The organism is Alistipes finegoldii DSM 17242, assembly GCF_000265365.1.
GTDB lineage: Bacteria > Bacteroidota > Bacteroidia > Bacteroidales > Rikenellaceae > Alistipes > Alistipes finegoldii.
The window spans coordinates 1876145-1899142 of record NC_018011.1 but is presented as its reverse complement, the minus strand read 5'-3'; the positions used below and the strand labels follow the sequence as shown (position 1 = coordinate 1899142).

At 60.7% G+C, this 22998-nt stretch carries 14 protein-coding genes and 3 pseudogenes; 10 read left to right on the top strand and 7 right to left on the bottom strand.

Translation table 11 applies throughout. From position 1 onward, the window contains the following. Positions 1–61 precede the first annotated feature (61 nt). The 4 genes from ALFI_RS08235 to argH all read left to right on the top strand — a co-directional run bounded on the left by ALFI_RS08235 (position 62) and on the right by argH (position 4353). Positions 62–1018 (top strand): Rossmann-fold NAD(P)-binding domain-containing protein, encoded by a 957-nt coding sequence (locus tag ALFI_RS08235; RefSeq protein WP_014775478.1) that lies wholly within the window; start codon positions 62–64, stop codon positions 1016–1018. Then, positions 1018–1785 carry an acetylglutamate kinase gene (gene argB / locus ALFI_RS08230; protein WP_009597684.1) on the top strand — a complete coding sequence of 256 codons (768 nt, stop codon included), beginning with the start codon at positions 1018–1020 and terminating at the stop codon, positions 1783–1785. The genes ALFI_RS08235 and argB overlap by 1 nt, the downstream gene beginning before the upstream one ends. Positions 1786–1840: 55 nt before the next feature. Then, a complete protein-coding gene (locus tag ALFI_RS08225) occupies positions 1841–2902 on the top strand; it encodes a M20 family metallo-hydrolase (RefSeq protein WP_014775477.1) in 1062 nt (353 codons plus the stop codon). Positions 2903–3054: 152 nt separating this feature from the next. Next, positions 3055–4353 carry an argininosuccinate lyase gene (gene argH / locus ALFI_RS08220; RefSeq protein ID WP_014775476.1) on the top strand — a complete coding sequence of 433 codons (1299 nt, stop codon included), beginning with the start codon at positions 3055–3057 and terminating at the stop codon, positions 4351–4353. Positions 4354–4418: 65 nt separating this feature from the next. On the opposite strand, the gene ALFI_RS08215 is transcribed toward argH, so the two are convergent. Genes ALFI_RS08215 through ALFI_RS08200 form a run of 4 tightly spaced genes read right to left on the bottom strand, consistent with a single transcriptional unit; the run spans position 4419 to position 9899 of the window. Continuing rightward, positions 4419–5624, bottom strand: coding sequence for a glycoside hydrolase family 26 protein (locus ALFI_RS08215; RefSeq protein ID WP_014775475.1), 1206 nt, complete (start codon positions 5622–5624; stop codon positions 4419–4421). A 24-nt stretch (positions 5625–5648) separates the two neighbouring features. Continuing rightward, positions 5649–6542 (bottom strand): helix-turn-helix domain-containing protein, encoded by an 894-nt coding sequence (locus tag ALFI_RS08210; protein WP_009597665.1) that lies wholly within the window; start codon positions 6540–6542, stop codon positions 5649–5651. 9 nt (positions 6543–6551) lie between these two features. Next, the gene (locus ALFI_RS08205) at positions 6552–7889 is read right to left on the bottom strand and encodes an MFS transporter (RefSeq protein ID WP_009597662.1); all 1338 of its coding nucleotides are present in this window, start codon (positions 7887–7889) and stop codon (positions 6552–6554) included. A gap of 3 nt (positions 7890–7892) precedes the next feature. Next, positions 7893–9899, bottom strand: coding sequence for a glycoside hydrolase family 97 protein (locus ALFI_RS08200; protein ID WP_014775474.1), 2007 nt, complete (start codon positions 9897–9899; stop codon positions 7893–7895). Positions 9900–10271: 372 nt separating this feature from the next. Here ALFI_RS08200 and ALFI_RS08190 point away from each other — a divergent pair, with 372 nt between their 5' ends. From ALFI_RS08190 to ALFI_RS08165, 6 genes and pseudogenes are all read left to right on the top strand, one after another. After that, positions 10272–11477: a SusE domain-containing protein gene (locus tag ALFI_RS08190; protein WP_014775472.1), complete on the top strand. Its 1206-nt coding sequence runs from the start codon at positions 10272–10274 to the stop codon at positions 11475–11477. Between the two features lie 2 nt (positions 11478–11479). Then, positions 11480–14049: pseudogene (locus ALFI_RS08185) on the top strand (beta-mannosidase). A 19-nt stretch (positions 14050–14068) separates the two neighbouring features. Continuing rightward, a pseudogene (locus ALFI_RS08180) lies at positions 14069–15404 on the top strand (trehalase family glycosidase). A gap of 22 nt (positions 15405–15426) precedes the next feature. After that, a pseudogene (locus ALFI_RS08175) lies at positions 15427–18553 on the top strand (SusC/RagA family TonB-linked outer membrane protein). Between the two features lie 12 nt (positions 18554–18565). Beyond that, positions 18566–20050, top strand: coding sequence for a RagB/SusD family nutrient uptake outer membrane protein (locus ALFI_RS08170; protein ID WP_014775470.1), 1485 nt, complete (start codon positions 18566–18568; stop codon positions 20048–20050). 11 nt (positions 20051–20061) lie between these two features. Next, positions 20062–20961, top strand: coding sequence for a hypothetical protein (locus ALFI_RS08165; protein WP_009597680.1), 900 nt, complete (start codon positions 20062–20064; stop codon positions 20959–20961). A gap of 98 nt (positions 20962–21059) precedes the next feature. On the opposite strand, the gene efp is transcribed toward ALFI_RS08165, so the two are convergent. From efp to ALFI_RS08150, 3 genes are all read right to left on the bottom strand, one after another. Next, a complete protein-coding gene (gene efp / locus ALFI_RS08160; protein ID WP_009597599.1) occupies positions 21060–21626 on the bottom strand; it encodes an elongation factor P in 567 nt (188 codons plus the stop codon). 61 nt (positions 21627–21687) lie between these two features. Further along, positions 21688–22236: a UbiX family flavin prenyltransferase gene (locus ALFI_RS08155; RefSeq protein WP_014775469.1), complete on the bottom strand. Its 549-nt coding sequence runs from the start codon at positions 22234–22236 to the stop codon at positions 21688–21690. Position 22237: 1 nt separating this feature from the next. Next, positions 22238–22810, bottom strand: coding sequence for a polysaccharide deacetylase family protein (locus ALFI_RS08150; protein ID WP_022043790.1), 573 nt, complete (start codon positions 22808–22810; stop codon positions 22238–22240). Between the last annotated feature and the right edge of the window lie 188 nt (positions 22811–22998).

The following is a 22998-nucleotide window of genomic DNA, read 5'->3' as shown; positions in this document are numbered from 1 at the left end:
GCCGCGAACAAAAGCCCTCCGGAAGCAAGCGACAGACAAAACAAGATAAAACGAAAACGATATGTATAAATTCACCTGTGCGGCAGATATCGGCGACCTGCGCACCGCCGTCGCCGAAGCGCTCGAAATCAAGCGCGACCGTTACCAGTTCACCGGACTGGGGCGCAACAAGACCCTGCTGATGCTCTTTTTCAATTCGAGTCTCCGCACGCGCCTCTCGACGCAGAAGGCCGCGATGAACCTCGGCATGAACGTCATGGTGCTCGACGTCAATCAGGGAGCATGGAAACTCGAAACCGAACGCGGCGTGGTGATGGACGGCGACAAGGCCGAACACCTGCTCGAAGCCATTCCCGTCATGGGGTCCTACTGCGACGTGATCGGCGTGCGGTCGTTCGCCAAGTTCAACGACAAGGCCGAAGACTACGAGGAGCGCGTGCTGGAGCAGTTCATCCGCTATTCGGGCCGCCCCGTCTTCTCGATGGAGGCCGCCACGCGCCACCCGCTGCAAAGCTTCGCCGACCTGATCACGATCGAAGAGTACAAGACCAAGGAGCGTCCCAAGGTGGTCATGACGTGGGCCCCGCACCCCAACGCACTGCCGCAGGCCGTGCCCAACTCGTTCGCCGAGTGGATGAACGCCGCGGATTACGACTTCGTCATCACCCACCCCGAAGGATACGAGCTTGCGCCGCAGTTCGTCGGCCGCGCGCGCGTCGAATACGACCAGCGCAAGGCGCTCGAAGGAGCCGACTTCGTCTATGCCAAGAACTGGGCGGCCTACGCCGACCCCAACTACGGCAAGGTCCTCTGCCGCGACCGCGCATGGACCGTCGACGCCGAAAAGATGGCGCTTACGGACAACGCATTCTTCATGCACTGCCTGCCCGTGCGGCGCAACATGATCGTCACCGACGAGGTGATCGAGTCGCCGCGCAGTCTGGTGATCCCCGAAGCCGCCAACCGCGAAATCTCGGCGCAGGTCGTACTCAAAAGATTGCTGGAGGGACTCGGATAATGGAGAAAATCACGGTAGTAAAAATCGGCGGCAACGTCATCGACGACCCCGCCGTCCTGAAACGCTTCATCGCGGACTTCGCCGCGATGCCCGGCCCGAAAATACTGGTCCACGGCGGCGGCAAGGTCGCCACGCGGCTCGCCGAACGGCTCGAACTGAAGGTGCAGATGGTCGACGGCCGCCGCATCACCGACAAGGGCACCTTGGACGTGGTGACGATGGTCTACGCGGGTCTGGTCAACAAACAGCTCGTGGCCTCACTGCAGGCCGAAGGGTGCAATGCGCTCGGCATGTCGGGCGCCGACGGCAACGCCGTCACGGCCCGCCGCCGCGCCCCCCAGCCGATCGACTACGGCTTCGTGGGCGACATCGAGAAGGTCGATTCCCGGCTGCTCGGACGCCTGCTCGAAGCGGGCGTCACCCCGGTCTTCTGCGCCATCATGCACGACGGACAGGGCACGCTGCTCAACTGCAACGCCGACAGCGTGGCTTCGGCCATAGCCCTCGGCGCGGCGCAGATAGCCCCCGCGGAGCTGGTCTTCTGTTTCGAGAAGAGCGGCGTGCTGCGCGACCCCGATGACGAGACGACCCTCATCCGCGAGATCACCGCCGGATCGTACGCCGCGCTCAAAGCCGAAGGCGTCGTCAGCAAAGGCATGATCCCCAAGATCGAGAACGCCCTCAAGGCCGTCGCAAACGGCGTTCGGAGCGTCACGATCAAACATTCCGACAACCTGTCAAACGACACGGGAACAGTCATCAGATAACCCCCGGTTCCGGCGGTCCGCCCGGACCGCCGGAGCCGAAAAAAAACGGAAGAGCATGGATGCAAAAACGACGGAAGCGGTCGAACTGCTCAGGAGACTCATCGCAACGCCTTCGCCCTCGCGCGACGAAAGCCGCACGGCCGACCTGCTGTTCGCCTTTCTTGAGGAGCGCGGCGCGGCGCCCGAACGGCTGCACAACAACGTCTTCGCCCGCTCCGCAGACTTCGACCCGGCGCGCCCCACCCTCCTGCTGAACTCGCACCACGACACGGTGCGCCCGGCGGCCTCCTATACGCGCGACCCGTTCACCCCGACCATCGAAGGCGACCGTTTGTACGGTCTGGGCAGCAACGACGCCGGAGCTTCGGTCGTGTCGCTCGCCCGGACGTTCCTGACCTTCCGCGAACAGCCTCTGCCCTTCAACCTCCTGCTGGCCCTTTCGGCCGAGGAGGAGTGCATGGGCGAACACGGCATGCGCGCCCTGCTTCCGCAGCTGGGAGCGATCGACATGGCGCTCGTCGGCGAACCGACGGGCATGCAGGCCGCCGCCGGCGAGCGGGGGCTGGTGGTCCTCGACTGCGAAGCCCGCGGCAAAAGCGGCCATGCGGCGCGCAACGAGGGCATAAATGCGCTCTATATCGCACTCGACGACATCGCGCGGCTCCGCAGCTTCCGCTTCGACCGCGTATCCGAACTGCTGGGGCCGATCGGCATCGCCGTCACGCAGATCGCGGCCGGCACCCAGCACAACGTCGTGCCCGACTCGTGCCGCTTCGTCGTCGATCTGCGCACGACCGACGCCTACACCAACGAGGAGACAGTCGAAATCCTGCGCGGGGCACTGCGCTCCCAAGCCGTGCCCCGCTCGACACGCATCCGCGCCTCGGCGCTCGACGCCGCACACCCGCTCGCACGCGCTGCGCAGGCCGCCAGACGCCGGAGCTACGTCTCCCCCACCACGTCGGACATGGCCCTGATGCCCTTTCCGTCGCTCAAAATGGGTCCGGGAGAGTCGTCGCGCTCCCACACGGCCGACGAATACGTTCTTATGTCGGAGATCGGGGAGGGAATCGGGATTTACGAAGAATTCATCCGGCAACTCGCCGGAATCCTCTGACGCCGCCCCGCGCGGCAGGCGGCCGAATCCCCGCCGCGAAAGACACCCGCCCCGTGCGGAAGACAGATTTGCAAACGCGGCGCACCGCCGCAAACCACCGGCCGCCGGCAATACGGAGCCGGCACGAAATGAGAAACGAATACACACACGCTATGGCAACCAAACTTTGGGACAAGGGCTTCGAGCCCGACAAGATGATCGAGGAATATACCGTCGGCGACGACCGCGAACTGGACATGCGGCTGGCGAAATACGACGTCGAAGGGTCGCTGGCCCACATCGCCATGCTCGAAAAGATCGGGCTGTTGACCTCCGCCGAACTGGAGGAGCTGACCGCCGGACTGAAAGAGATCGCCGCCGAGATCGAAGCCGGACGCTTCGCGATCGAGCCGGACACCGAGGACGTCCACTCGCAGGTGGAGCTGATGCTCACGCGGCGGCTGGGCGACGCGGGCAAGAAGATCCATTCGGGCCGCTCGCGCAACGATCAGGTGCTGGTGGACCTCAAACTTTTCCTGCGCGACGAACTGCGCCAGACGGCCGACGCCGTAAAAACGCTGTTCGACCGGCTGCAAGGCCTGAGCGAACAATACAAGGAGGTGCTGATGCCGGGGTACACCCACCTGCAGATCGCCATGCCCTCGTCGTTCGGACTCTGGTTCGGCGCCTACGCCGAAACGCTCGTAGATGACATGCGGCTGGTTGCCGCCGCATGGCATATCGCCAACCAGAACCCGCTCGGCTCGGCCGCCGGATACGGCTCGTCGTTCCCGCTCGACCGCACGATGACCACCCGTCTGATGGGCTTCGAAACGCTCCACTACAACGTCGTGGCGGCGCAGATGAGCCGCGGCAAGAGCGAACGCGCCGCGGCCAGCGCCATCGCGGCCATCGCCGCCACCGTAGGCCGCCTTGCGATGGACGTATGTCTCTTCATGAGCCAGAATTTCGGCTTCGTGTCGCTGCCCGACAACCTCACCACGGGATCGAGCATCATGCCCCACAAGAAAAACCCCGACGTCTTCGAGATCATGCGCGGCCGCTGCAACCGCCTGCAGTCGGTGCCGAACGAAATCGCCCTGCTCACGGCCAACCTTCCGATCGGCTACCACCGCGACATGCAGCTGCTGAAGGACATCCTCTTCCCGGCGACGACCGAAATCAAACGCACCCTTTCGATGTGCGACTTCATGCTCGCGCACCTGAAAGTCAACGCCGACATCCTCGACGACCCGAAATACGACTACCTCTTCACGGTCGAAGACGTGAACCGGCTCGTGCTCGAAGGCGTTCCCTTCCGCGAAGCCTACAAACAAGTCGGCATGGCTGTACAGCGCGGCCAGTACCGCCCGACGCGCGAAGTGCGCCACACCCACGAAGGCAGCATCGGCAATCTCTGCACCGCCGAAATCCGCCGGAAAATGGAGCGCGTGATGGCCGAATTCGAATAACCGGAACCGCCGCAACAAAAAAAAGGATGCCCCGAAAAGGCATCCTTTTTTACTCCCCGGACCGCTTATTTGAGCGGTTTGTACATATCCGGCAGGTCGTCCTCGAAAAGAATCTGCTCCTTCCGGGAGAAATCCATAAAATCCTTCTCGGAATAGCACCCGCGGAAAGCGCTGAAATAGTGCCCGCCGTTTGTCGGGAAATCGCCGTTGCGCCACAACAGCACGAACGATACGGGCTCGTTCTCGATAATCTTGTAGAGCATCGACGTCCACCATTTCTTGTTGCAGTAGTTCGACTCCTCAGGATTGTTGTTCTCAAGACCCGTTTCGGTCAGCGCCAACGGTTTGTTCTTCGTATAGGCGATATTCTTCATCAGGCGGATCATCTGCAATCCCTTGTGGTCGTAGTCCGCACCGTTGCGGTCGTAAGCGTCGAGTCCCAGAATATCGACCCATTCGTCGCCGGGCCAGTATTCGAGGTAGGCGTCGCGCGAATTGAGATGGATCATATCGGGCGAATAGGCCCAGATCAGATTGTGCAGCCCCTTCACGTCGCGCAGGTACGAAATCGTGAACTGCCACAAGGCGACGAACTCCTGCGCCGTCGCATTTCCCTTGCCCCACCAGAAGCCGGAGCCGGTATGCTCATGCCACGGGCGGAAGATCAGCGGAATAGGCTCGCCTTCGGGAGACTTGAGGCTCAGCATGAAATCGGCGACCTTGTCGAGCCAGCCTTTGAACTTTTCGTGGTTCTCGCCGCCCGGAATGATCGAATAGACGGCGCGCGTCCCGTCCCACGAATTTCCGCCCGAAACGGGATTGGCGCAATGCCACGAAATCGTATTGACGGCTCCGCGTCCGAATGCCGCGATGATGTGCTTGCGCACTTCGGTGAACAGCTCTCCGTCGATATTGGTCTCCATGTCCAGCTCGATGTTGGAAAGCTCCCAGCCGCAGACTGCCGGGTGGCTGCCCGTCAGGTACTTCGTGTCCGAAAGGTCGGTGTCGTCGCCGGCCCACCATTTCCTGTTGTTGTCCAGACCGTACAGGGTCGGTATCTGATGGCCGAACATCGTACCGCGCTCGGCCAGCACGAACAGATTTTCGTAGAGCGTCCGGGTAATGGCCGTGGCGCCGGCATCGACCATGGTCTTGGGGCCTTCGGGATACCCCGAAGGCGCGCGGCTCGGCACACCGTTCACCTCGGAACATCCGAGACCGAGGACAACAGCCATGCAGGCGCACGCAGAAAACAGCAATTTCTTTTTCATGTCGTTTTGAGTTTTAGGTTGAATTTATACGGATATTTTCTTCTGGGTGTAGAACGTCTTGAATGGACTGGGAGTCAAACCCTTTCCCTTCTTGAAGATCCGGTTGAAGTTGGAGAGGTTGTTGAATCCGCATTTGTAGGCGATCTCCGAAACGTTCTTGGTCGGGTTTTCGATCAGCATGCGCGAAGCCGCCCCAAGGCGAATGTCGTTGAGCAGATTCACGAAGCTCTTTCCGGAATGCCGTTTGATGAAACGCCTGAACGTCGGTTCGCTCATGTTCACGAGGGCCTTGACCTCGGCGATGGATATGTCCCGGTGGAAATTATCGTTCAGGAACTGCATCACCTTCTGGATGCGCGGCATGTCGTAATTGACGTTGTTCTCGATCGACACGGAGCGCTGGGCGAGGATATGGTAATCGCTCTCGCGCGCCAGACAGTTGAGAAGCATCAGGAAGTTAAGCACCGAATCGAACCTGTCTTCGCTGCGTATCAGGTTCTCCACGATCGGCTCGACACGGGAGACCGTCTCTTCGGAGAATGCGATGCCGCGGCGCGCATACTCGAACATCTTCTTGATCGGATAGAACTGCTTCTTGTCGATGAACCCCGATTCGAACAGATCGGGAGAAAACTGCACGCAGACCTCATGGACATCGGCATTCTTCGAAAAATTGCCGTTCAGCCACGCGTGTTCGAGGTAGGAACCCGTGATCAGGACCAGATCCCTGTCGGATATTTCGCGGACGGAGTCGCCCACGATGCGGGTCGCCCCCCGCGCTCCGCACACAAGGTTCAGCTCGTACTCCTTGTGGATATGCACGGGGAAACAGAATTCGCGCTTGTAGCGGTCGAACACGACGAAACAGTCTTGTCCTGAAATAGGCGGTATCTCGGTCAATATGTCAGGATTGGGCATAACGAATCATTATTTGGGCCGGGAATCGGCCAGCGGATAAAACAGAATGAAGGCACATGTCCCCAAAGCGGCCAAAGCCGGGAAGACGCTTTGCAGACACCCTATAACCGTGAGCGCAGCCGGCGACTGGACGGCATTCGCTTCGAATCCGGCCAGCGACAGTATCCACGCCGTCGCGGCACTTCCGACCGCCCAGCCCATCTTCTGGGCCATCGAATAGGAGGAGAATATCAGCCCCGTATCCCGGCGGCCCGAACGCCGTTCGGCATAGTCCGCCGTATCGGCGGACATGGCCCAGAGCAGCGGCAACACCCCGCCGACGCTCAGGCTGATGAGCGCCTGCGCCAGAAGCAGCACGGAATAACCGCCCTGCCGCACGAAATAGAAGGCGAAGCTGAAAACGGCCGTGAGCAGCAAGGTGCCTACCAGCGTCCGCCGGCGTCCGAACCGGTCCGCGGCGAAGGGGATCAGCACGATGCCCGCAATGTTGAAAAACGGCCCCACGGCGAGGAACAGGGCCGACCCGGTCAGGGCGATCCCGGCGAACGACACCGTGCCGACAGTCTCGCCGGCCACGCAATACTTGAAGAAATAGATCGTCCCGCTCTCCCGGAACGCATTGAACACCTGAAGACATACGGCTGCCCCTGCAAGGATCAGCCACGGTCTGTTGTGCAGCAGGTCGCGCAGCGAGAGCAGCACCGGATGCCGCTCCGCCCGCACGGGCCGTACCCGCTCCCGCGTCGTTGAGAACGTCACGAAGAACAGCACGACTGCAAGCGCGGCCACGACGGCGACCGCCGCGGTCCAGCTCGCCGACGGCCCAGCCCACGGCCGGAAAGCCTTCACCAGCGCCTCGACCGCCAGCACGACCGCCATGCTGCCTGCGGCGGCGAAGGTCATCCTGAACGCGGCGAGCACCGTGCGTTCGTGCGGATCGGCCGACATGACGCCGAGCAGTGCGGCATAGGGCACATTGACCGACGAATAGACGATCATCATCAGCGAATAGGTCACGGTCGCATAGACCACCTTTCCGCCCGTTCCCCACTCCGGCATGTAGAAGGTCAGGACGCCCAACGCCCCGAAGGGCAGGGCGCCCCACAGCAGCCACGGCCGGAAGGTCCCCCACCGGCTGGATGTGCGGTCGCACAGAAGCCCGACGACGGGATCGAGCAGCGAATCCCAGATCCGCGTCACCAGAAACAGGACGCCGACCACCCATGCGTCGATGCCGCAGATGTCCGTATAGAAGAACATCAGGTAGACGCTGAAGAGCTTCCACAGCATCGAAGAGGCCGTATCGCCGAGTCCGTAACCGATCTTTTCCCTAAGACGTATGCCCATACGCTATCGCTTGGTTATCCGGGCGGCGAAACCGCCTCCGGGGAACATTTTCACATCGAACGATTTACCGGGAGCCAGCAGGAACTCCTCCCGGACATAGTCTTGGGCGATGCGCGCCGCGTTCTCGCCGTCGCGGAACAGCTCCACCGCATACGTCCCTTCGGGCAGCAGCGAGAGATCGACCCGCACCGTACGGCCGTCCCAGCCGGCAAGTCCCCCTACATACCACACGTCGCCGTGACGGCGCGCCGTCACGATATGGTCGCCGACCTCGCCGGCGAGCACTTCGGTCTCATCCCAGACGGTAGGCACGCCGGAGATGAAGCGCAGGCATTCGGGTTCCCGTCCGTAGGCCGACGGGGAGTCGCACAGCATCGCGAGCGGAGCATCGAACACGACATACTCGGCCAGCTGCCGGCAGCGGGTTCCCTGACTCATCGGCTCGGAATTCACCGGCCGGAAATTCGCTTTCGAGGCATTGCGCATGGCTCCCTGCGTATAATCCATCGGTCCGGCCATCATCCGGATGAAGGGCACCGTCACGTCATAGGTAACCTGATCGACCTCGACGGGCGACCATTTGACCTGCTCCAGCCCGTGCACGCCTTCGAAATTGATGACGTTGGGATAGGTCCGCTGGATTCCCGCAGGCTTGAATATGCCGTGCAGGTCGAGCAGCAGCCTGTACCGTGCGGCCGTACGGGCGGCATCGTAGACGAACCGGACCATCTGCTGGTCGTCCCTGTCCATGAAATCGACCTTGAATCCCTTGATGCCCATTTCGGAATAGTGCTCGCAAAGCTCCTCCATCTGTTCGGCGAACGGGAGGTAGCCGAGCCAGAGGATCAGTCCCACGCCCCGCTCTTCGCCGTACTTCACCAGCGCCGGCAGATCGAGTCCGGGGGCCGTCTCCAGCGGCGAATGGTGATCGCGGCTCCAGCCGTCGTCCAGAACGAGGTAGCGCAGACCGTTGCGGGATGCGAAATCGATGTAATATTCATAGGTGGGCTGGTTGATCCCCGCCGTGAAGTCCACGCCGGAAAGCCCCCAGTCGTTCCACCACTCCCACGCGGCCTTGCCGGGTTCGATCCACGAAATATCGTCGAGCCGGCAGGGCGAAGCGAGCTTCCAGACCAGATCGTTGTCCGCGAGCCGGGCATCCTGCCGCACGATACTGAGCGCCCGCCACGGCAGCCGGTCTCCCGGCGCAAGGGAGGCTATGAACGGCTCGTACTCCTCGACCACGCCCTGCATGCGGTCGTAACCGCCCGGCACGACCTTCCGCGGAGAGGGCGCGAAAACGCCTTCGAGTTCGTCCGCGCCGCTTCGGTGCAGGAACATGCCCGGATAGGATTCGAGGTCGGCGTCCGTGATGCAGACGTTCACACCCCCGGCCGTCTGCACGAGCAGCGGCAGGAACGCCAAGCGGGCGGAGTCCATTTCGCAAAGCGGCGTACGGGTATAGGTGTTCTCGAACGACTGCATGAACTGCTCGCCGAAAGCCAGTCCGTCGTGCCTGCAAGGGGTGTCGCGCACATAGGGCACGAATGCGACGGCTCCCGGAGCGAACCGGAACCGGGCCTCTTCGCCCGCAACGAGCACCTCGCCGGGCTGACGCGCGACGAAGCGGTAAGCCACCGCGTCGTCATAGGCCCGGAACTCCAGCGAAAATCCCTCCCGGAAATCGATCACGATCCCGTTGCAGCGATCCTCCACCTTCCGCTTTTTATAAACAGGTGCGTCGTACACCTCGTCGATCCGGTAGCGCCGCACTCCGGCCACCCGGCTCCGCCGGCCCCAGCATTCGCCGGAAACGAGCCTGAGAGCCAAGGGCGAAGGCTTCAGAATCTGATTCGTATCCGATCGGACGGAATATACGATTCGATCACCGCATCCGATCGTGACGGTCAACGAACAATCGGGTGATTGAATCGTATAGGTTTTATCCCTGCACAAAGCGGCGGTCGGCAGCAGGAACAGAAGACAGAGAAAAAGGAAGAGTTTTTTCATAGGCCGGTTATTATCAGGTTATATACATGATTAACAATACATTGCATGTTAATCCGTGTGGTTTTAGGTAAAATTACATCGTCGAAAAGTATTTTCCAAGAGCCATGACACACTTCAATCGAATAATACAACAAAAAGATCACATAATACCAGCGAATCAACCCATACATATTCCGTTTCATCGTTTTTAATAATATTTAAAATTCGTATAACCCACTTTTCAGGGCCTTTTCATGCGCAAAAAAAGCGTCGGATTGATACGATCCGATCAAACTTTTTTGCTTTTCGAACCTTTCTATTGCAGGCTCGGACAAAACGATAATTTTGTTTTCGGCATATACACCCGATCAATCCAATCAAAAACCAACCTATATGCGAAGAAAACTCTACTATCTGACCGCGGGTCTGGCCGCCACCCTTCTTCTGGCCGCCGCCTGCAGTTCCGACGACACGGCCGAAAAACCGGTTCCGGAACCCGCAACCCTGACAGCCCCCACGCTGACCCTCTCGGCCGATGCCGTGCTGGTCGACCCGGAGCACTCCGACCAACCGGCCCTGCACGCCGAATGGACCGCCGCGACCGACGACGAGCAGACCGAGGTCGCCTACACGCTCTACGTCAACCTGACCGACCGCGACATGTTCTCCGGTCCGGTCGTCATCGACAAGGGCGCGGCCCTGACACACGACTTCACTCACGGCGAGCTGAATCAGCTGCTTCTCAACACTTTCGATCTGGAAGCCGGCACCGAAGCGGCGGTGCGGTTCGCCGTATATGCGAAAAACGCGGACGAGGAGTTCGACGCCCAGCTGTCGGAGATCAAAAACTGCGCAATAACGCCGAAGACGACCTATCCGAACTTCCCGCCCTCGCTGATCATGGTGGGTGCGGCCACCCCGTGGCAGTGGGATCTGAACGCGGGCCTCGAACTGCCCGAAAGCCGCGAAGGCTCCCACCTGTATCAGGCCTCCGGCGTCGAGCTGCGCGTGCAGCCCATGAGCCTGAACAACGGCTTCAAATTCTACTTCTCGCGCAACGTCAACGACACGGACGATCCCCGTTTCGCCGCACAGGACCTTTCGGCGGAGACGTTCGGAAAGATCGCCGTATATAAAAGCGGTGAAGCGCAGTTCCAGCCGGGATCGTTCGGCTACGAGAACGGCGTTTACGACATCGAGGTAAACCTCAACACGATGAAGATGACGCTCACCGCGAAAAGCATCGACTACTCGACCGCCTATTCGATGACCGGCGAAGCCACTCCGGGCGGCTGGGAAAGCCGCACCTACCGGCCCAAGAAGGGCGACAACGAATGGGAAGCCACGGGTGTCGCCATGAATTTCGACGGCGATTACAAGGGATTCAAGATCTTCGCTTCGTCCGACGGCTGGTGGCCTTGGTACGGACAGACCCCCGACGCGCCGTTCGGCACGGTGATCCGCATTGACGATCAGGCCACAAGCGACGCCAAGGGCGCCCCGCAGTTCTATCCGTCGCGCTTCGGGTATGCGTCGGGAACCTACACCATCAACCTGAACCTGAACACGATGCCCCTCACCCTCACCAAAGAGAACTAGTCATGTACAAACAAACCCTGAAGGCAATTATGACATTATTTTTAGCGGGATCGGCGACGATCGGATCGGCCGCCAACGACACGATGCCGCTTCACTCCGGCTGGAAGTTCAGACAGGCGAACCGAAACGAATGGCATCCGGCGACGGTACCCGGCGTAGTCCACACCGACCTGATGGACAACGGGCTGATCGAAGATCCCTACTACCGGCTCAACGAACGCTCCCTGCAGTGGATCGACAAGGAAGACTGGATCTACGAAGTCTCCTTCGACGCCGGAGCGCTGACGCGCGGCTATGAACACGTCCGGCTGGAGTTCCTCGGTCTGGACACCTATGCCGACGTCTTCCTGAACGAAACGCAGATCCTGACGGCGGACAACATGTTCCGCCGCTGGGCCGCCGAAGTCAAACCCCTGCTCAAGGAGCGCGGCAACGTGCTGCGCGTCTATTTCCACTCCCCGATCAAAAAGGCCCTGCCGCAGTACGAATCCCTGCCCTACCGTTACGAGGCTTGGAACGATCAGGCGGACAACGGGGGACTCGACGGAAAAAACTCAGCCCTTTCACCCGCAAGGCGGGCTATCATTACGGCTGGGACTGGGGTCCGCGGCTGGTTACGTCGGGCATCTGGCGTCCGGTAAAACTTCAGGGCTGGAACGAGCTGCGTCTGGAAGACGTATTCCACCGCCAGACGGAGGTCTCGTCCGAAGCCGCCCGTGTCGAGACGCAGGTGGAGATCGAAGCGGCAGCGCCCGTCGAAAACGCCGTCGTCACCGTCTCCGACGGCAAACGGGTGCTCGGTTCGCGCAGCGTGCAGCTCCACGCGGGCATGAACCGGGTCAGCGTCCCGTTCACGATCGAGCATCCGGAACTATGGTGGTGCCGCGGCATGGGCGAACCGCACCTCTATACTTTCCGTACCTCCGTGGAGCTTGGCGGCCGTGTGCTGGCCGGCCACAGCGCACAGGTCGGGCTCCGCTCCGTCACCGTCGAGAAGAAGCCCGACGCCTACGGACGCAGCCTGCGGTTCCTGCTCAACGGCGAACCCGTTTTCTGCAAGGGCGCCAACTACATCCCCTGCGACTGCTTCCTGCCCCGCGTCACCCGCGAGACCTACGAACGCACGATCCGGGACGCGGTCGACGTCAACATGAACATGCTCCGCGTCTGGGGCGGCGGCATCTACGAAGACGACTTCTTCTATGAGCTTTGCGACCGCGAGGGCATCCTGATCTGGCAGGATTTCATGTACGCCTGCGCGGTCTACCCGGCCGAAGGGGCGCTGCTGGAGAACATGCGTCTGGAGGCCGTTGACAACGTCAAACGCCTGCGCAACCACGCCTGCGTGGTCTACTGGTGCGGCAACAACGAGAATCAGGATTCGTGGCTCAGCGGCTGGAAATACGACGTCGACAAAGTAGACCCGAAATACTCCGACATCATCTGGAAACAGTACGAGGAGCAGTATTACCGCATGCTGGCCCAAGTGGTGGCCGAATACGCCCCCGACATGGGTTACCAGCCCACCTCGCCCTTCTCGGACTACGGCGCGATGAGCAACGACCACGAGGGCGACCGGCACTACTGGGAGGTATGGCACGCCAAAAAGCCCATCACCGAGTACAACCGCCAGCGCAGCCGTTTCTTCAGCGAATACGGGTTCCAGTCGTTCCCGTGTTTCGAAACGGTGAAGCGCTACGCGCCGCTGCCCGGCGACCAAGACATCACGTCGGAAGTCATGATGTCCCACCAGCGGGGCGGCGAACACGCCAACAACCTGATCAAAAGCTACCTGCTGAACGAATACCACGAACCGCACGATTTCGAGTCGTTCCTCTACGCCTCCCAGATCTTGCAGGGCGACGCCATCAAAACGGCGATCGAGGCGCACCGCCGCGACAAGGGCTACTGCTGGGGATCGCTCTACTGGCAGCACAACGACTGCTGGCCGGTAGCTTCGTGGTCGAGCCGCGACTGGTACGGCGTCTGGAAGGCGCAGCACTACTTCGCCCGCTACGCATTCGCGGACATACTGATCTCCCCGATCCTCGACGGCGGACGGCTCGACATCTACGCCGTTTCCGACCTGCTCACTCCGGAGAAAGGCACCTTGTGCGTCCGGGCGGTGCGTCTGACGGGCGGCCGGACCGGGGAGTTCGAACAGCAGATCGACGTCCCGGCCAACGCCAGCACGAAAGTCGCCGCCATCGACACCCGGACGCTGCTGAACGGAGCCGCTCCGGAAGAGGTCGTCATTCAGGCGACATTCACCGCTGCGGGGAAGACATACCGCAACAACTACTTCCTCGTACAGCAGAAAACGATGAATTACCCGAAAGCGACCCTGCACTGCAAGGTCGACCGGGCCGGCGGGGAGTACGACGTCACCGTCCGGTCGGACAACTTCGCGCGGGGCGTCTATCTGTCGGTCGAAGGCGAAACGGCGCACTTCTCCGACAACTTCTTCGACCTCATGCCGGGCGAAACGCGCACCGTCCGCGTGGCGTCGGAACTGAACGCCAAGGAGCTTGCACGGCGCCTGAAATCAATGTCGCTGGCCGACACCTATTAACCCCGAAAAACAGATACCCATGAAAAAAATACTTATCGTCATGTCAGCCGCCGCAGGTCTCGCTTTCGTCGGCTGCCGCCCGCAGAACCCCGACGTGCCGGCCGTGCGGGAGTTCATCCGCGACAACTGGCACACGACCGTCCAGCACTGCACCGCCGACACCGCCACGCTCATCGGCCTGCCTTACCCCTACACGGTTCCCACGGCCGGGGCGATGTTCCGCGAAATGTACTATTGGGACACCTTCTTCACCAACGAGGGACTCGTCCGGGACGGCCATCCCGAACTGGCCAAAGGCAATACCGACAACCTGCTCTACATGGTCCGCCGCTTCGGCAAGGTCTACAACGGCAGCCGCACCTATTACGAAGCGCGGTCGCAGACGCCCTACCTCTCCATGATGGTCGACCGCATCTACCGGCTGACCGGCGACAAGCAGTGGCTCGCCGACGCATACCAGACTCTGAAGGAGGAGTACGGATTCTGGATGCGGGAGCGCCTGACGCCCACCGGACTGAACCGCTACGGAAGCTCCGCATCGGACGCTCTGGTCGACGAATTTCTGGTCACCGGCGGCAAACGCCTCGGAACGGACCTCTTCGACAAGGGCTACACCCCCGAACGGCTCCACAAGCTGGGGCTCGACTTCGTCGCCGAAGCCGAATCGGGCTGGGACTTCAACCCGCGCTACGACCGCCGGTGTACGGATTTCTGCCCGCTGGACCTCAATGCCAACCTCTTCATGTACGAGGTGAACTTCGCCCGCTTCGCGCAGGAGCTGGGTCGTACGGACGAGATCCGGGAATGGATCGCCAAAGCGGAGCTTCGCCGGGCACGGATACTCCAATACTGCTACGACCCCGAAGCGAAACAGTTCTACGACTACGACTACGTCAACGGCCGGCGCTCCGACGTGCTTTCGGGAGCGGTCTTCGCGCTCCTCTACTCCGGCGCCGTACCCCGTGAATACGCCGGCGACATCGTACAGGCGCTCATTCCCCTACGGCATCGCCGCCTGCGAGGACAAGCCCTACGACTACCCCTACCAGTGGTCCTATCCCAACACGTGGCCCCCGGTCTGCTTCTATGCGGTGATGGGACTGGCCCGCTACGGATACGGCAAAGAGGCCGAACGCATTGCCGTCAAATGGATGAAAGCGGTCACCGAATCGTTCAAGACGACGGGCAACCTCTGGGAAAAGTACAACGCGGAAACGGGAACGACCGATGTCAGCAACGAATACGAGATGCCCGCGATGCTGGGCTGGACCGCTGGCACCTTCATCTGTCTGGACGACTATCTGGCCGGGGAGATGCAGCCAGACCCGCTGCCCTCGGAATACATGAGCTACTGACAACCAACAAAATAACAACCCTATGAAACCAAACTTACGAACCAACTTGGGCCGGTTCCTGCTGGGAGCCGTTCTTCTCTTGGCCGCCGGAACGGTCTGGGCCCAGCCCCAGAACATCCGGGGTAAAATCACCGATCCGGCCGGTCAGCCCGTCGCGGGGGCCAGCGTCATCGTCAAAGGGACGACCAACGGCACCTCCGCCAAAGCCGACGGAACGTTCGAACTCGGCGCCGCAAAGGGTGCGACCCTGCAAATCACGATGCTCGGCTACAAAACGGCGGAAAAGGAGGTCACCACGGCGACCTTCTACCCGATCACGCTCGAAGACGATTCGAAACTCGTGGACGAGGTGGTCGTGGTCGGCTACGGCGCCGTAAAGAAAAGCGACCTCACCGGTTCGGTGGCGTCCGTCAAAATGGGGGCGCTCGACAACCTCTCCTCCACTTCGGTCGACGGACTGCTTCAGGGCCGTGCCGCAGGTCTTCAGGTGCTGAACACTTCGCAGGATCCGGGTGCGGGAGCGATCGTCCGCATCCGCGGCAACAGCTCGCTCGAAGGCTCCAACACGCCGCTCGTCGTAGTCAACGGCTTCCCGATGGGCGATGCGGGCAACCTCTCGCAGATCAACGTCTCGGACATCCAATCGATCGAGATTCTCAAGGACGCCTCGGCATCGGCAATCTACGGATCACGGGGCGCCAACGGCGTGATCCTCGTCACGACCAAGTCGGCCGCAAAGGGGCAGACCAACATTTCGGTCAAGCACCAGACGGTCATCAGCCAGCTCTCCGACCCGCTCGACATCTGGTACGACCCGATGCTCATGGCTCAGGTCACCAACGAGGAGCAGGTAAACGCCGGACTCAACCCCATCTACATCGGCCAGACCATCGGCGGCATCTATTATCCCTCGCTGCTTGAGATACAGAACGGCGAATGGGCCAATACCGACTGGCGCGACCTCTGCCTGAGAACCCCCGTCCTGAACAGCACGACGGCAGCCATCAGCAGCGCCAACGACCGCGCCTCGATCAACCTCAACGTCAACTACCACAACAATCAGGGATTGTACAAGAAAGACTCCTACGAGCGCATCAACGCCAACCTCGGCGTCACCTACAACCTCTACAAGAACCTGAAACTGACCTCCTACAACGTCTTCTCGATCACCAACCGCAACATCAGCAACGGACTCGAATACGGCCGCAACCCCCTTTGGCCCGTCTACGACAAGGAGGGCAACTACTATCTTGCCGGGGCGCAGGACTTCGGCCATCCGCTGGTCATTCTGGATAACGTGCTGAACAAAACCACCGGCCGCGACTTCGTCACCTCGCTGGCCGTAGACTGGGAGCTGGTCAAGGGGCTGACGATCCACTCGCAGCTGGACTACCGCTACCAGACCTCGGTCGGCGACGTGTACCGCGCCAGCAACACTTCGCAGGACGCCAACGACAACGGCGGCATCGCCCAGATCAACAATTCGTTCAACCAGAACCTCATGTCGGAGACCTACCTGACATTCAGCCGCACGTTCAACGAGAACCACGCCCTGACCGTCATGGCCGGCCACTCCTACAACTGGGACACGGGCCGCGGACTCTACACGACCGCCCGCGGATTCGTCAACGACGTCCTCCAGAACGAAAACATGAACGCCGGCAATCCCAACCTGCGCCAGATATACAACGACGGGTACTACCTGAGCAAGCTGCTCTCCTTCTACGGGCGCATCAACTACTCGCTCAAGGACAAATACCTGCTGACGGCTACCATGCGCGCCGACGGCTCGACGAAGTTCGGCAAAAACAACAAGTGGGGCTACTTCCCTTCGGGGGCCGTCAGCTGGAAGATGCACAACGAGCCGTGGCTCAAGCAATCGCGCTGGCTGAGCGAACTGAAGCTGCGCCTGAGCTACGGAGCCTCCGGCAATCAGGGCATCAGCAGCTACCAGACCCTCGACCGCTACGGCATGGAGAAATTCTGGCACAACGGCGAGTGGGCGACCGTGATCGGTCCCGGCTACGAGGTGGGCCGCACCGGCGCCAACAACCGGTACATGGTATGGGGCGGCATCGCCAATCCGGACCTGAAGTGGGAATCGACCTCGCAGCTCGATTTCGGCGTCGATTTCGCAGCCTTCGACCGTCGCCTGCGGCTGACCGCCGACGTCTACTACAAAAAGACCACCGACCTGCTGCATGAAAAATACCTGTCCCTGTCGTCGAGCTACGACAAAATATGGGTCAACGACGGGGAAGTGACGAACAAGGGCTTCGAGGTGAGCCTCGAAGGCGACATCGTCCACACGAGGGACTGGAGTTTCTCGGCCACCTTCATCTACTCGATGAACCGCAACAAGGTGGTCGTAAGCTTGGGCGACGCCATTTCGAGTGGTCTCTCGCAGGATTACCTGACGGGCATGTACTACGAAGTGACCGGCGAACCGGTCTCCATGTTCAACCAGAACGCCAGCATCTATGCGGTAGGCCATCCGATGAACGTATTCTACGGTTACCGCGTCGACGGCATCATTCAGGAGGGGCAGGACCCCGGATTCATCGACCCCGACGGACTGAAAGACCGCCCCGGCGAGCTGAAATACGTAGACCTGACGGGCTGAAATACGTAGACCTGACGGGCTGAAATACGTAGACCTGACGGGCGACTACGCCATCACGCCGGAGGACCGGTGCATCATCGGTGACCCCAATCCCGACTTCACGGCCAGCCTGAACCTCTCGCTGCGCTGGAAGAACCTCGACCTCTCCGTATTCCTCTACGGCGTCTACGGCAACGACGTGCTGTACAACAACTATACGTTCAGCCCGCGCGTCAAGGCCAAGCGGTGGACTCCGGACAATCCGACCAACGATTTCCCGCGGCTGAACAACGCCCGGCAATACTGGCTGTCGGATTACTTCCTTCAGGACGGCTCGTTCCTGCGCATCCAGAACATCACCCTCGGCTACAACCTCCACTTCAACCGCAGGTTCCTCAAGGGCATGCGCATCTACGCCAACATAGACAACGTACACACCTTCACCAAATTCGACGGATACGACCCCGAAGTGGGACTCGACGGCATTTACTGGGGCGGATATCCCAAACTCCGCAAATACACCGTCGGTATCGACCTTAACTTCTAATTCTGACAAGCCATGAAAAAGATCATATTCACGCTCGCTGCGGTCGGCATGCTTTCGGCCTGCTCGCTGGACGAGACCCCCTACGGCTTCTATTCGAGCGACAACTTCTACAAGACGGAGGAGGATGCCGAATCGGGCCTGATGTACGCCTACAATGCGTTGAACTACCTCGAATACCTCCGCGGAATCTGGTATCTGGGCGACATCCCGACCGAAACGATGTATCCCAAATCGGACGAGCCGGGCGACATCCACATGCTGCAGCAATGGACCGTCAATTCGGAAACCGAGCTGACGATGTACTACTTCAAATACTGCTACATCGGCATCAACCGCGCCAACACGGTCATCGAACGCGTTTCGGGAGGCAATCTGAACGAAACGGTGAAAAACCGCGTGGTCGGCGAGGCCCTGTTTCTGAGGGCATGGAACTATTTCAACCTCGTCCGGGCCTACGGCCGGGTTCCGCTCTACACCGAGCCGATCTCGTCGCTCGAAGAGACGACGCCCCAGATGGCCGAGTCGATCGACAAGATCTACGACCGGATTCTGGAGGACCTGCTCGCGGCCGAAAAGATGCTCACGGTAAACAAGGTCTTCGGCCGCATCGACAAGGTCGGCGCGCAGGCCCTGCTCTCGAAAGTCTACCTGACGCTCGCGTCGAGCATCGCCTGCAAGGCTCCCGGCTACGCCTCGGCGCCGCGCAACGCCGACGAAATGTATACGCAGGCCGCCTACTGGTCGCGCAAGGTGGTTTTCGACTATAAGGAGACGTACAACTTCGACAGCGACCTGCGCAGCATCTACGACGTTACGAAACCCGACGGACCGGAACACATCTTCATCATGGGCATCGACCGCAGCGGCACGCACGAAGGCATGTATTCGAAAATCCCGCTCCAGTTCCTGCCCAACAACGGCTCCGCGCCGATTTACATCCGCTACAGCGACGGCAGCCTCCAGAAGGGCAACGGCAACGGCTGGGGCGTCTTCCTGATCGAGGACAACTTCGTGGAGAAGACCTTCCTCGCCACCGACAAGCGGCGCACAGAGCTGATCCACAAGGACATCTACGACCAGACCGGCAAACTCGTCACCCCCTCTCCCGTTCGCGGCTACTTCTCGGCCAAATACGTCGATCCCGACTTCATCGGCGAACGCACCAGCGCCCGTCCCTTCCTGATCCGCTATTCGGACATCGCGCTCGTCTTCGCCGAAGCGGCCGGTCCCGACGAAGGACTGGCGCTGGTCAACGAAATCCGCCGGCGCGCCGGAATCCCGGAGCTGCCGGAGGGCATGAGTCTCGCCGAATTCCGCAAAGCCGTCATTCAGGAGCGCGCCCTCGAACTGGCGTTCGAAGGCAACCGCCTCTACGACCTGCGCCGCACGGCGTCGGTCACCGCTACGGTTCCCGAAGCCACGAAACTCTCCGAAGAGCAGGCGGCCTTCTACCCGATCCCGCAGCGCGAACTCGATTTGAATCCGAACGTTAAATAGACACTACGAAGATGAAAAAATACCTCATACCGACCGCCCTTCTGCTTGTCACGGCCCTGTCATCGTGTACGAAGACCATCGACGAGGACCTTTCCGGCAACGAACGTTCGCTGCTCGAACTGCGTGTCGAAGGACAGATGGGAACCGCCATCATCGACCGCGACGGCAGCCGGGCCACCGCAACGGTCTATATCCTCGAAACTCCCGGCTTCGCCTACGACCGGGTTCCCGTCAAGGGAATCGTCGTCTCGGAGGGCGCCAGCGCCAGCGTCGGGAACGGCGACGTGCTCAATTTCAGCAACCCCGAACGCCGGGCGCGCATCACCGTGACCTCCCGGTCGGGACACAGGCTCGACTGGTGGATCTACCTCGAAACCTACGATCCGTTCTTCCTCGGCACATGGCGCATCGTCGATGTCAAGCTGGCGTGCAACCAGCGGGTCAGCGGCGTCGGCGACGGAGCTTGGACGACGCAGCTCAGCAGCGGCGAATTCGGCACCTACGGACTTCCCGAATACGACGACCGGGTGACGATCACGCTCGGCGAGATCTCCGACAACGAACTCACCGGAACGCTCGTCCATTCGGCCGGCGACGACGGGGCGTACGGCAATTTCTGGGGTGTCTACGCGCCTTACAGCGTCGAAGCCCCGCTGGACATGAACCCGCGTCTGCGTCACCTGCTTCCGCCGGGCGAATCGCAGTGGACCCTCGACCTGACCACCAACCAGATGAAGATCACGCAGAACAACGTCTCCTCGACCATGATCTTCGGCACGGAAGGCAACAACCGGCTTTTCCGCTTCCTGCTGCCCAGCGCCGCCGGAGAACCGGGACGCGACTCGTTCTACGACAACATGTGGCGCAGTTCGACGGAACTCTTCTACGTCATGTATAAGGTCGGCGACTGACCGCCGCACAAACCGATAAACGGGGGCTGCTTTCAAAAGCAGCCCCCGTTTATTTCCGATCCGGACGTTCGGCCCGGAACCGGCATTCGCCCGGCGATTTACTTGATACGCTCGTAATATTCGCGCGTGCGGGTGTCTACGCGGATCTTGTCGCCCGTGTTGATGAACAGCGGCACGCGGACCGTTGCGCCGGTATTGACCGTGGCGGGTTTGAGCGAGTTGGTCGATGCGGTATCGCCCTTGATGCCCGGCTCGGTGTAGGTCACCTCCATGTCCACGATCGGGGGAAGCTCGGCCGAAAGCACGGTCTCCTTCTCGGTGTGGAACATCACCTCGACGATCTGGCCGTCGGCCATCAGGTCGTAGTTGGTGATCAGGTCCTTGTCGATATTGATCTCCTCGAAGGTCTCCGTGTGCATGAAGTGGGCGCCCAGATCATCCTCGTAGGTGAACTGATAGGGACGGCGTTCGACGCGTACGGGTTCGATCTTCGATCCTGCGGAGAAGGTGTTGTCGAGTACGCGGCCCGATTCGAGGTTCTTGAGTTTGGTGCGCACGAAAGCAGGGCCTTTCCCCGGCTTCACGTGCTGGAAATCCACGATCTGGAAGGTCTTGCCATCCAGTTCGATGCACATACCGATCTTGATGTCAGCTGTAGTTGCCATAAAGGTATTCTGTTTAGATGTTTTTCGAGGTCGCAAAGTTACGAAAAAAATCCGTAAATTCCTATTCGCCCCATTCATAGTGCTCCGCATCGACGCCGAGCAGCGCCACGGCGCGGTCGGCGACCGTACCGCAGAGGGTCTCGACGTCCTGCGCCCCGGCGTAAAACGAAGGGCATGCGGGCAGAATCACGGCCCCGGCTTCGGTCAGCGCCGTCATGTTGCGCAGGTGGATCAGCGACAGGGGCGTCTCGCGCACCACGAACACCAGCCGCCGACGCTCCTTGAGCATCACGTCGGCGGCCCGCTCGATCAGGCTCTGCGCCGCACCGGCCGCCACACGCCCCACGGTGCCGACCGTCGAGGGCACGACGACCATCGCGTCGTAGCGGGCCGAGCCGCTCGCCGGCGGCGCAAACAGATCGTCGTTGCCGAAGAGCCGGATACGCCCATCCTCCGGCAGCACGACATCCTCGTGCGCCAGCACTTCGCGGGCATGGGCGCTGCATACGAGCGCGATCTGCGACACTTCGGACGAGCGCAGCAGCCGTTCGAGTGTCAGCCGGGCGTAAATACCGCCGCTGGCGGCGGTTATGGCGACGACGATCTTCATGTCAGAATTCGATGGCTTTGCATTTCAGCCCCATCTGTCTGATTTTCTCCAGCGTGCGGGGCAGGGCGTAGCGCATGTTGCGGAAGGCTTTCTCGCTGTCATGAAACACCACGATAGCCCCCGGCGCCAGATACTTCGTCACGTTCCTCAGGCAGGTCCGGGGCGAGAGGTTGCGGTTGTAGTCGCGCGAAATGATGTCCCACATCACCAGCTTGTAACGCTGCCCCAGAAACCGCGCCTGCGCCGGCGTGATCCGCGCATAGGGCGGCCGGAACAGTTCGCTATGAATCAGGTCGTTGGCAAAATCCACATCCTCCGTATAGCGTTCGAGACTCATGCCCCACCCCTTCTGGTGCGAATAGGTGTGGTTGCCCACCTTGTGTCCCGCATCGACGATGCGCCTGAACAGGTCGGGATACATCTCGACGTTTTTTCCCAACACGAAAAACGTCGCTTTGGCATCGTACTTGTCCAGTGTGGCGAGAATCCACTCGGTAATGCCGGGAGTCGGTCCGTCGTCGAACGTGAGGAACACGCCCTCCGGGTCGTCGATCTCCCAGATCAGGTCCGGCATCAGCCGGCGGATTATTTTCGGTGGTTTTAAACGCATGGTTTCCTATTCCGGACCAAGCCCGCGCAGACCGCGACAGCGGCGAACCGTTTCGTCCGTGCCGGTCCGGGCGGGGAATTTATCATCCTGCAAAAATAGTGAAAATCCGCGCTTTTCCGAAAAATTAGCTATATTTGTGTGTAGAATCAACT

Coding starts and splice junctions, on each gene's coding strand:
- ALFI_RS08235 (WP_014775478.1), top strand. CDS start 62: ATGTATAAATTCACCTGTGCGGCAGATATCGGCGACCTGCGCACCGCC.
- argB (WP_009597684.1), top strand. CDS start 1,018: ATGGAGAAAATCACGGTAGTAAAAATCGGCGGCAACGTCATCGACGAC.
- ALFI_RS08225 (WP_014775477.1), top strand. CDS start 1,841: ATGGATGCAAAAACGACGGAAGCGGTCGAACTGCTCAGGAGACTCATC.
- argH (WP_014775476.1), top strand. CDS start 3,055: ATGGCAACCAAACTTTGGGACAAGGGCTTCGAGCCCGACAAGATGATC.
- ALFI_RS08215 (WP_014775475.1), bottom strand. CDS start 5,624: ATGAAAAAGAAATTGCTGTTTTCTGCGTGCGCCTGCATGGCTGTTGTC.
- ALFI_RS08210 (WP_009597665.1), bottom strand. CDS start 6,542: ATGCCCAATCCTGACATATTGACCGAGATACCGCCTATTTCAGGACAA.
- ALFI_RS08205 (WP_009597662.1), bottom strand. CDS start 7,889: ATGGGCATACGTCTTAGGGAAAAGATCGGTTACGGACTCGGCGATACG.
- ALFI_RS08200 (WP_014775474.1), bottom strand. CDS start 9,899: ATGAAAAAACTCTTCCTTTTTCTCTGTCTTCTGTTCCTGCTGCCGACC.
- ALFI_RS08190 (WP_014775472.1), top strand. CDS start 10,272: ATGCGAAGAAAACTCTACTATCTGACCGCGGGTCTGGCCGCCACCCTT.
- ALFI_RS08170 (WP_014775470.1), top strand. CDS start 18,566: ATGAAAAAGATCATATTCACGCTCGCTGCGGTCGGCATGCTTTCGGCC.
- ALFI_RS08165 (WP_009597680.1), top strand. CDS start 20,062: ATGAAAAAATACCTCATACCGACCGCCCTTCTGCTTGTCACGGCCCTG.
- efp (WP_009597599.1), bottom strand. CDS start 21,626: ATGGCAACTACAGCTGACATCAAGATCGGTATGTGCATCGAACTGGAT.
- ALFI_RS08155 (WP_014775469.1), bottom strand. CDS start 22,236: ATGAAGATCGTCGTCGCCATAACCGCCGCCAGCGGCGGTATTTACGCC.
- ALFI_RS08150 (WP_022043790.1), bottom strand. CDS start 22,810: ATGCCGGACCTGATCTGGGAGATCGACGACCCGGAGGGCGTGTTCCTC.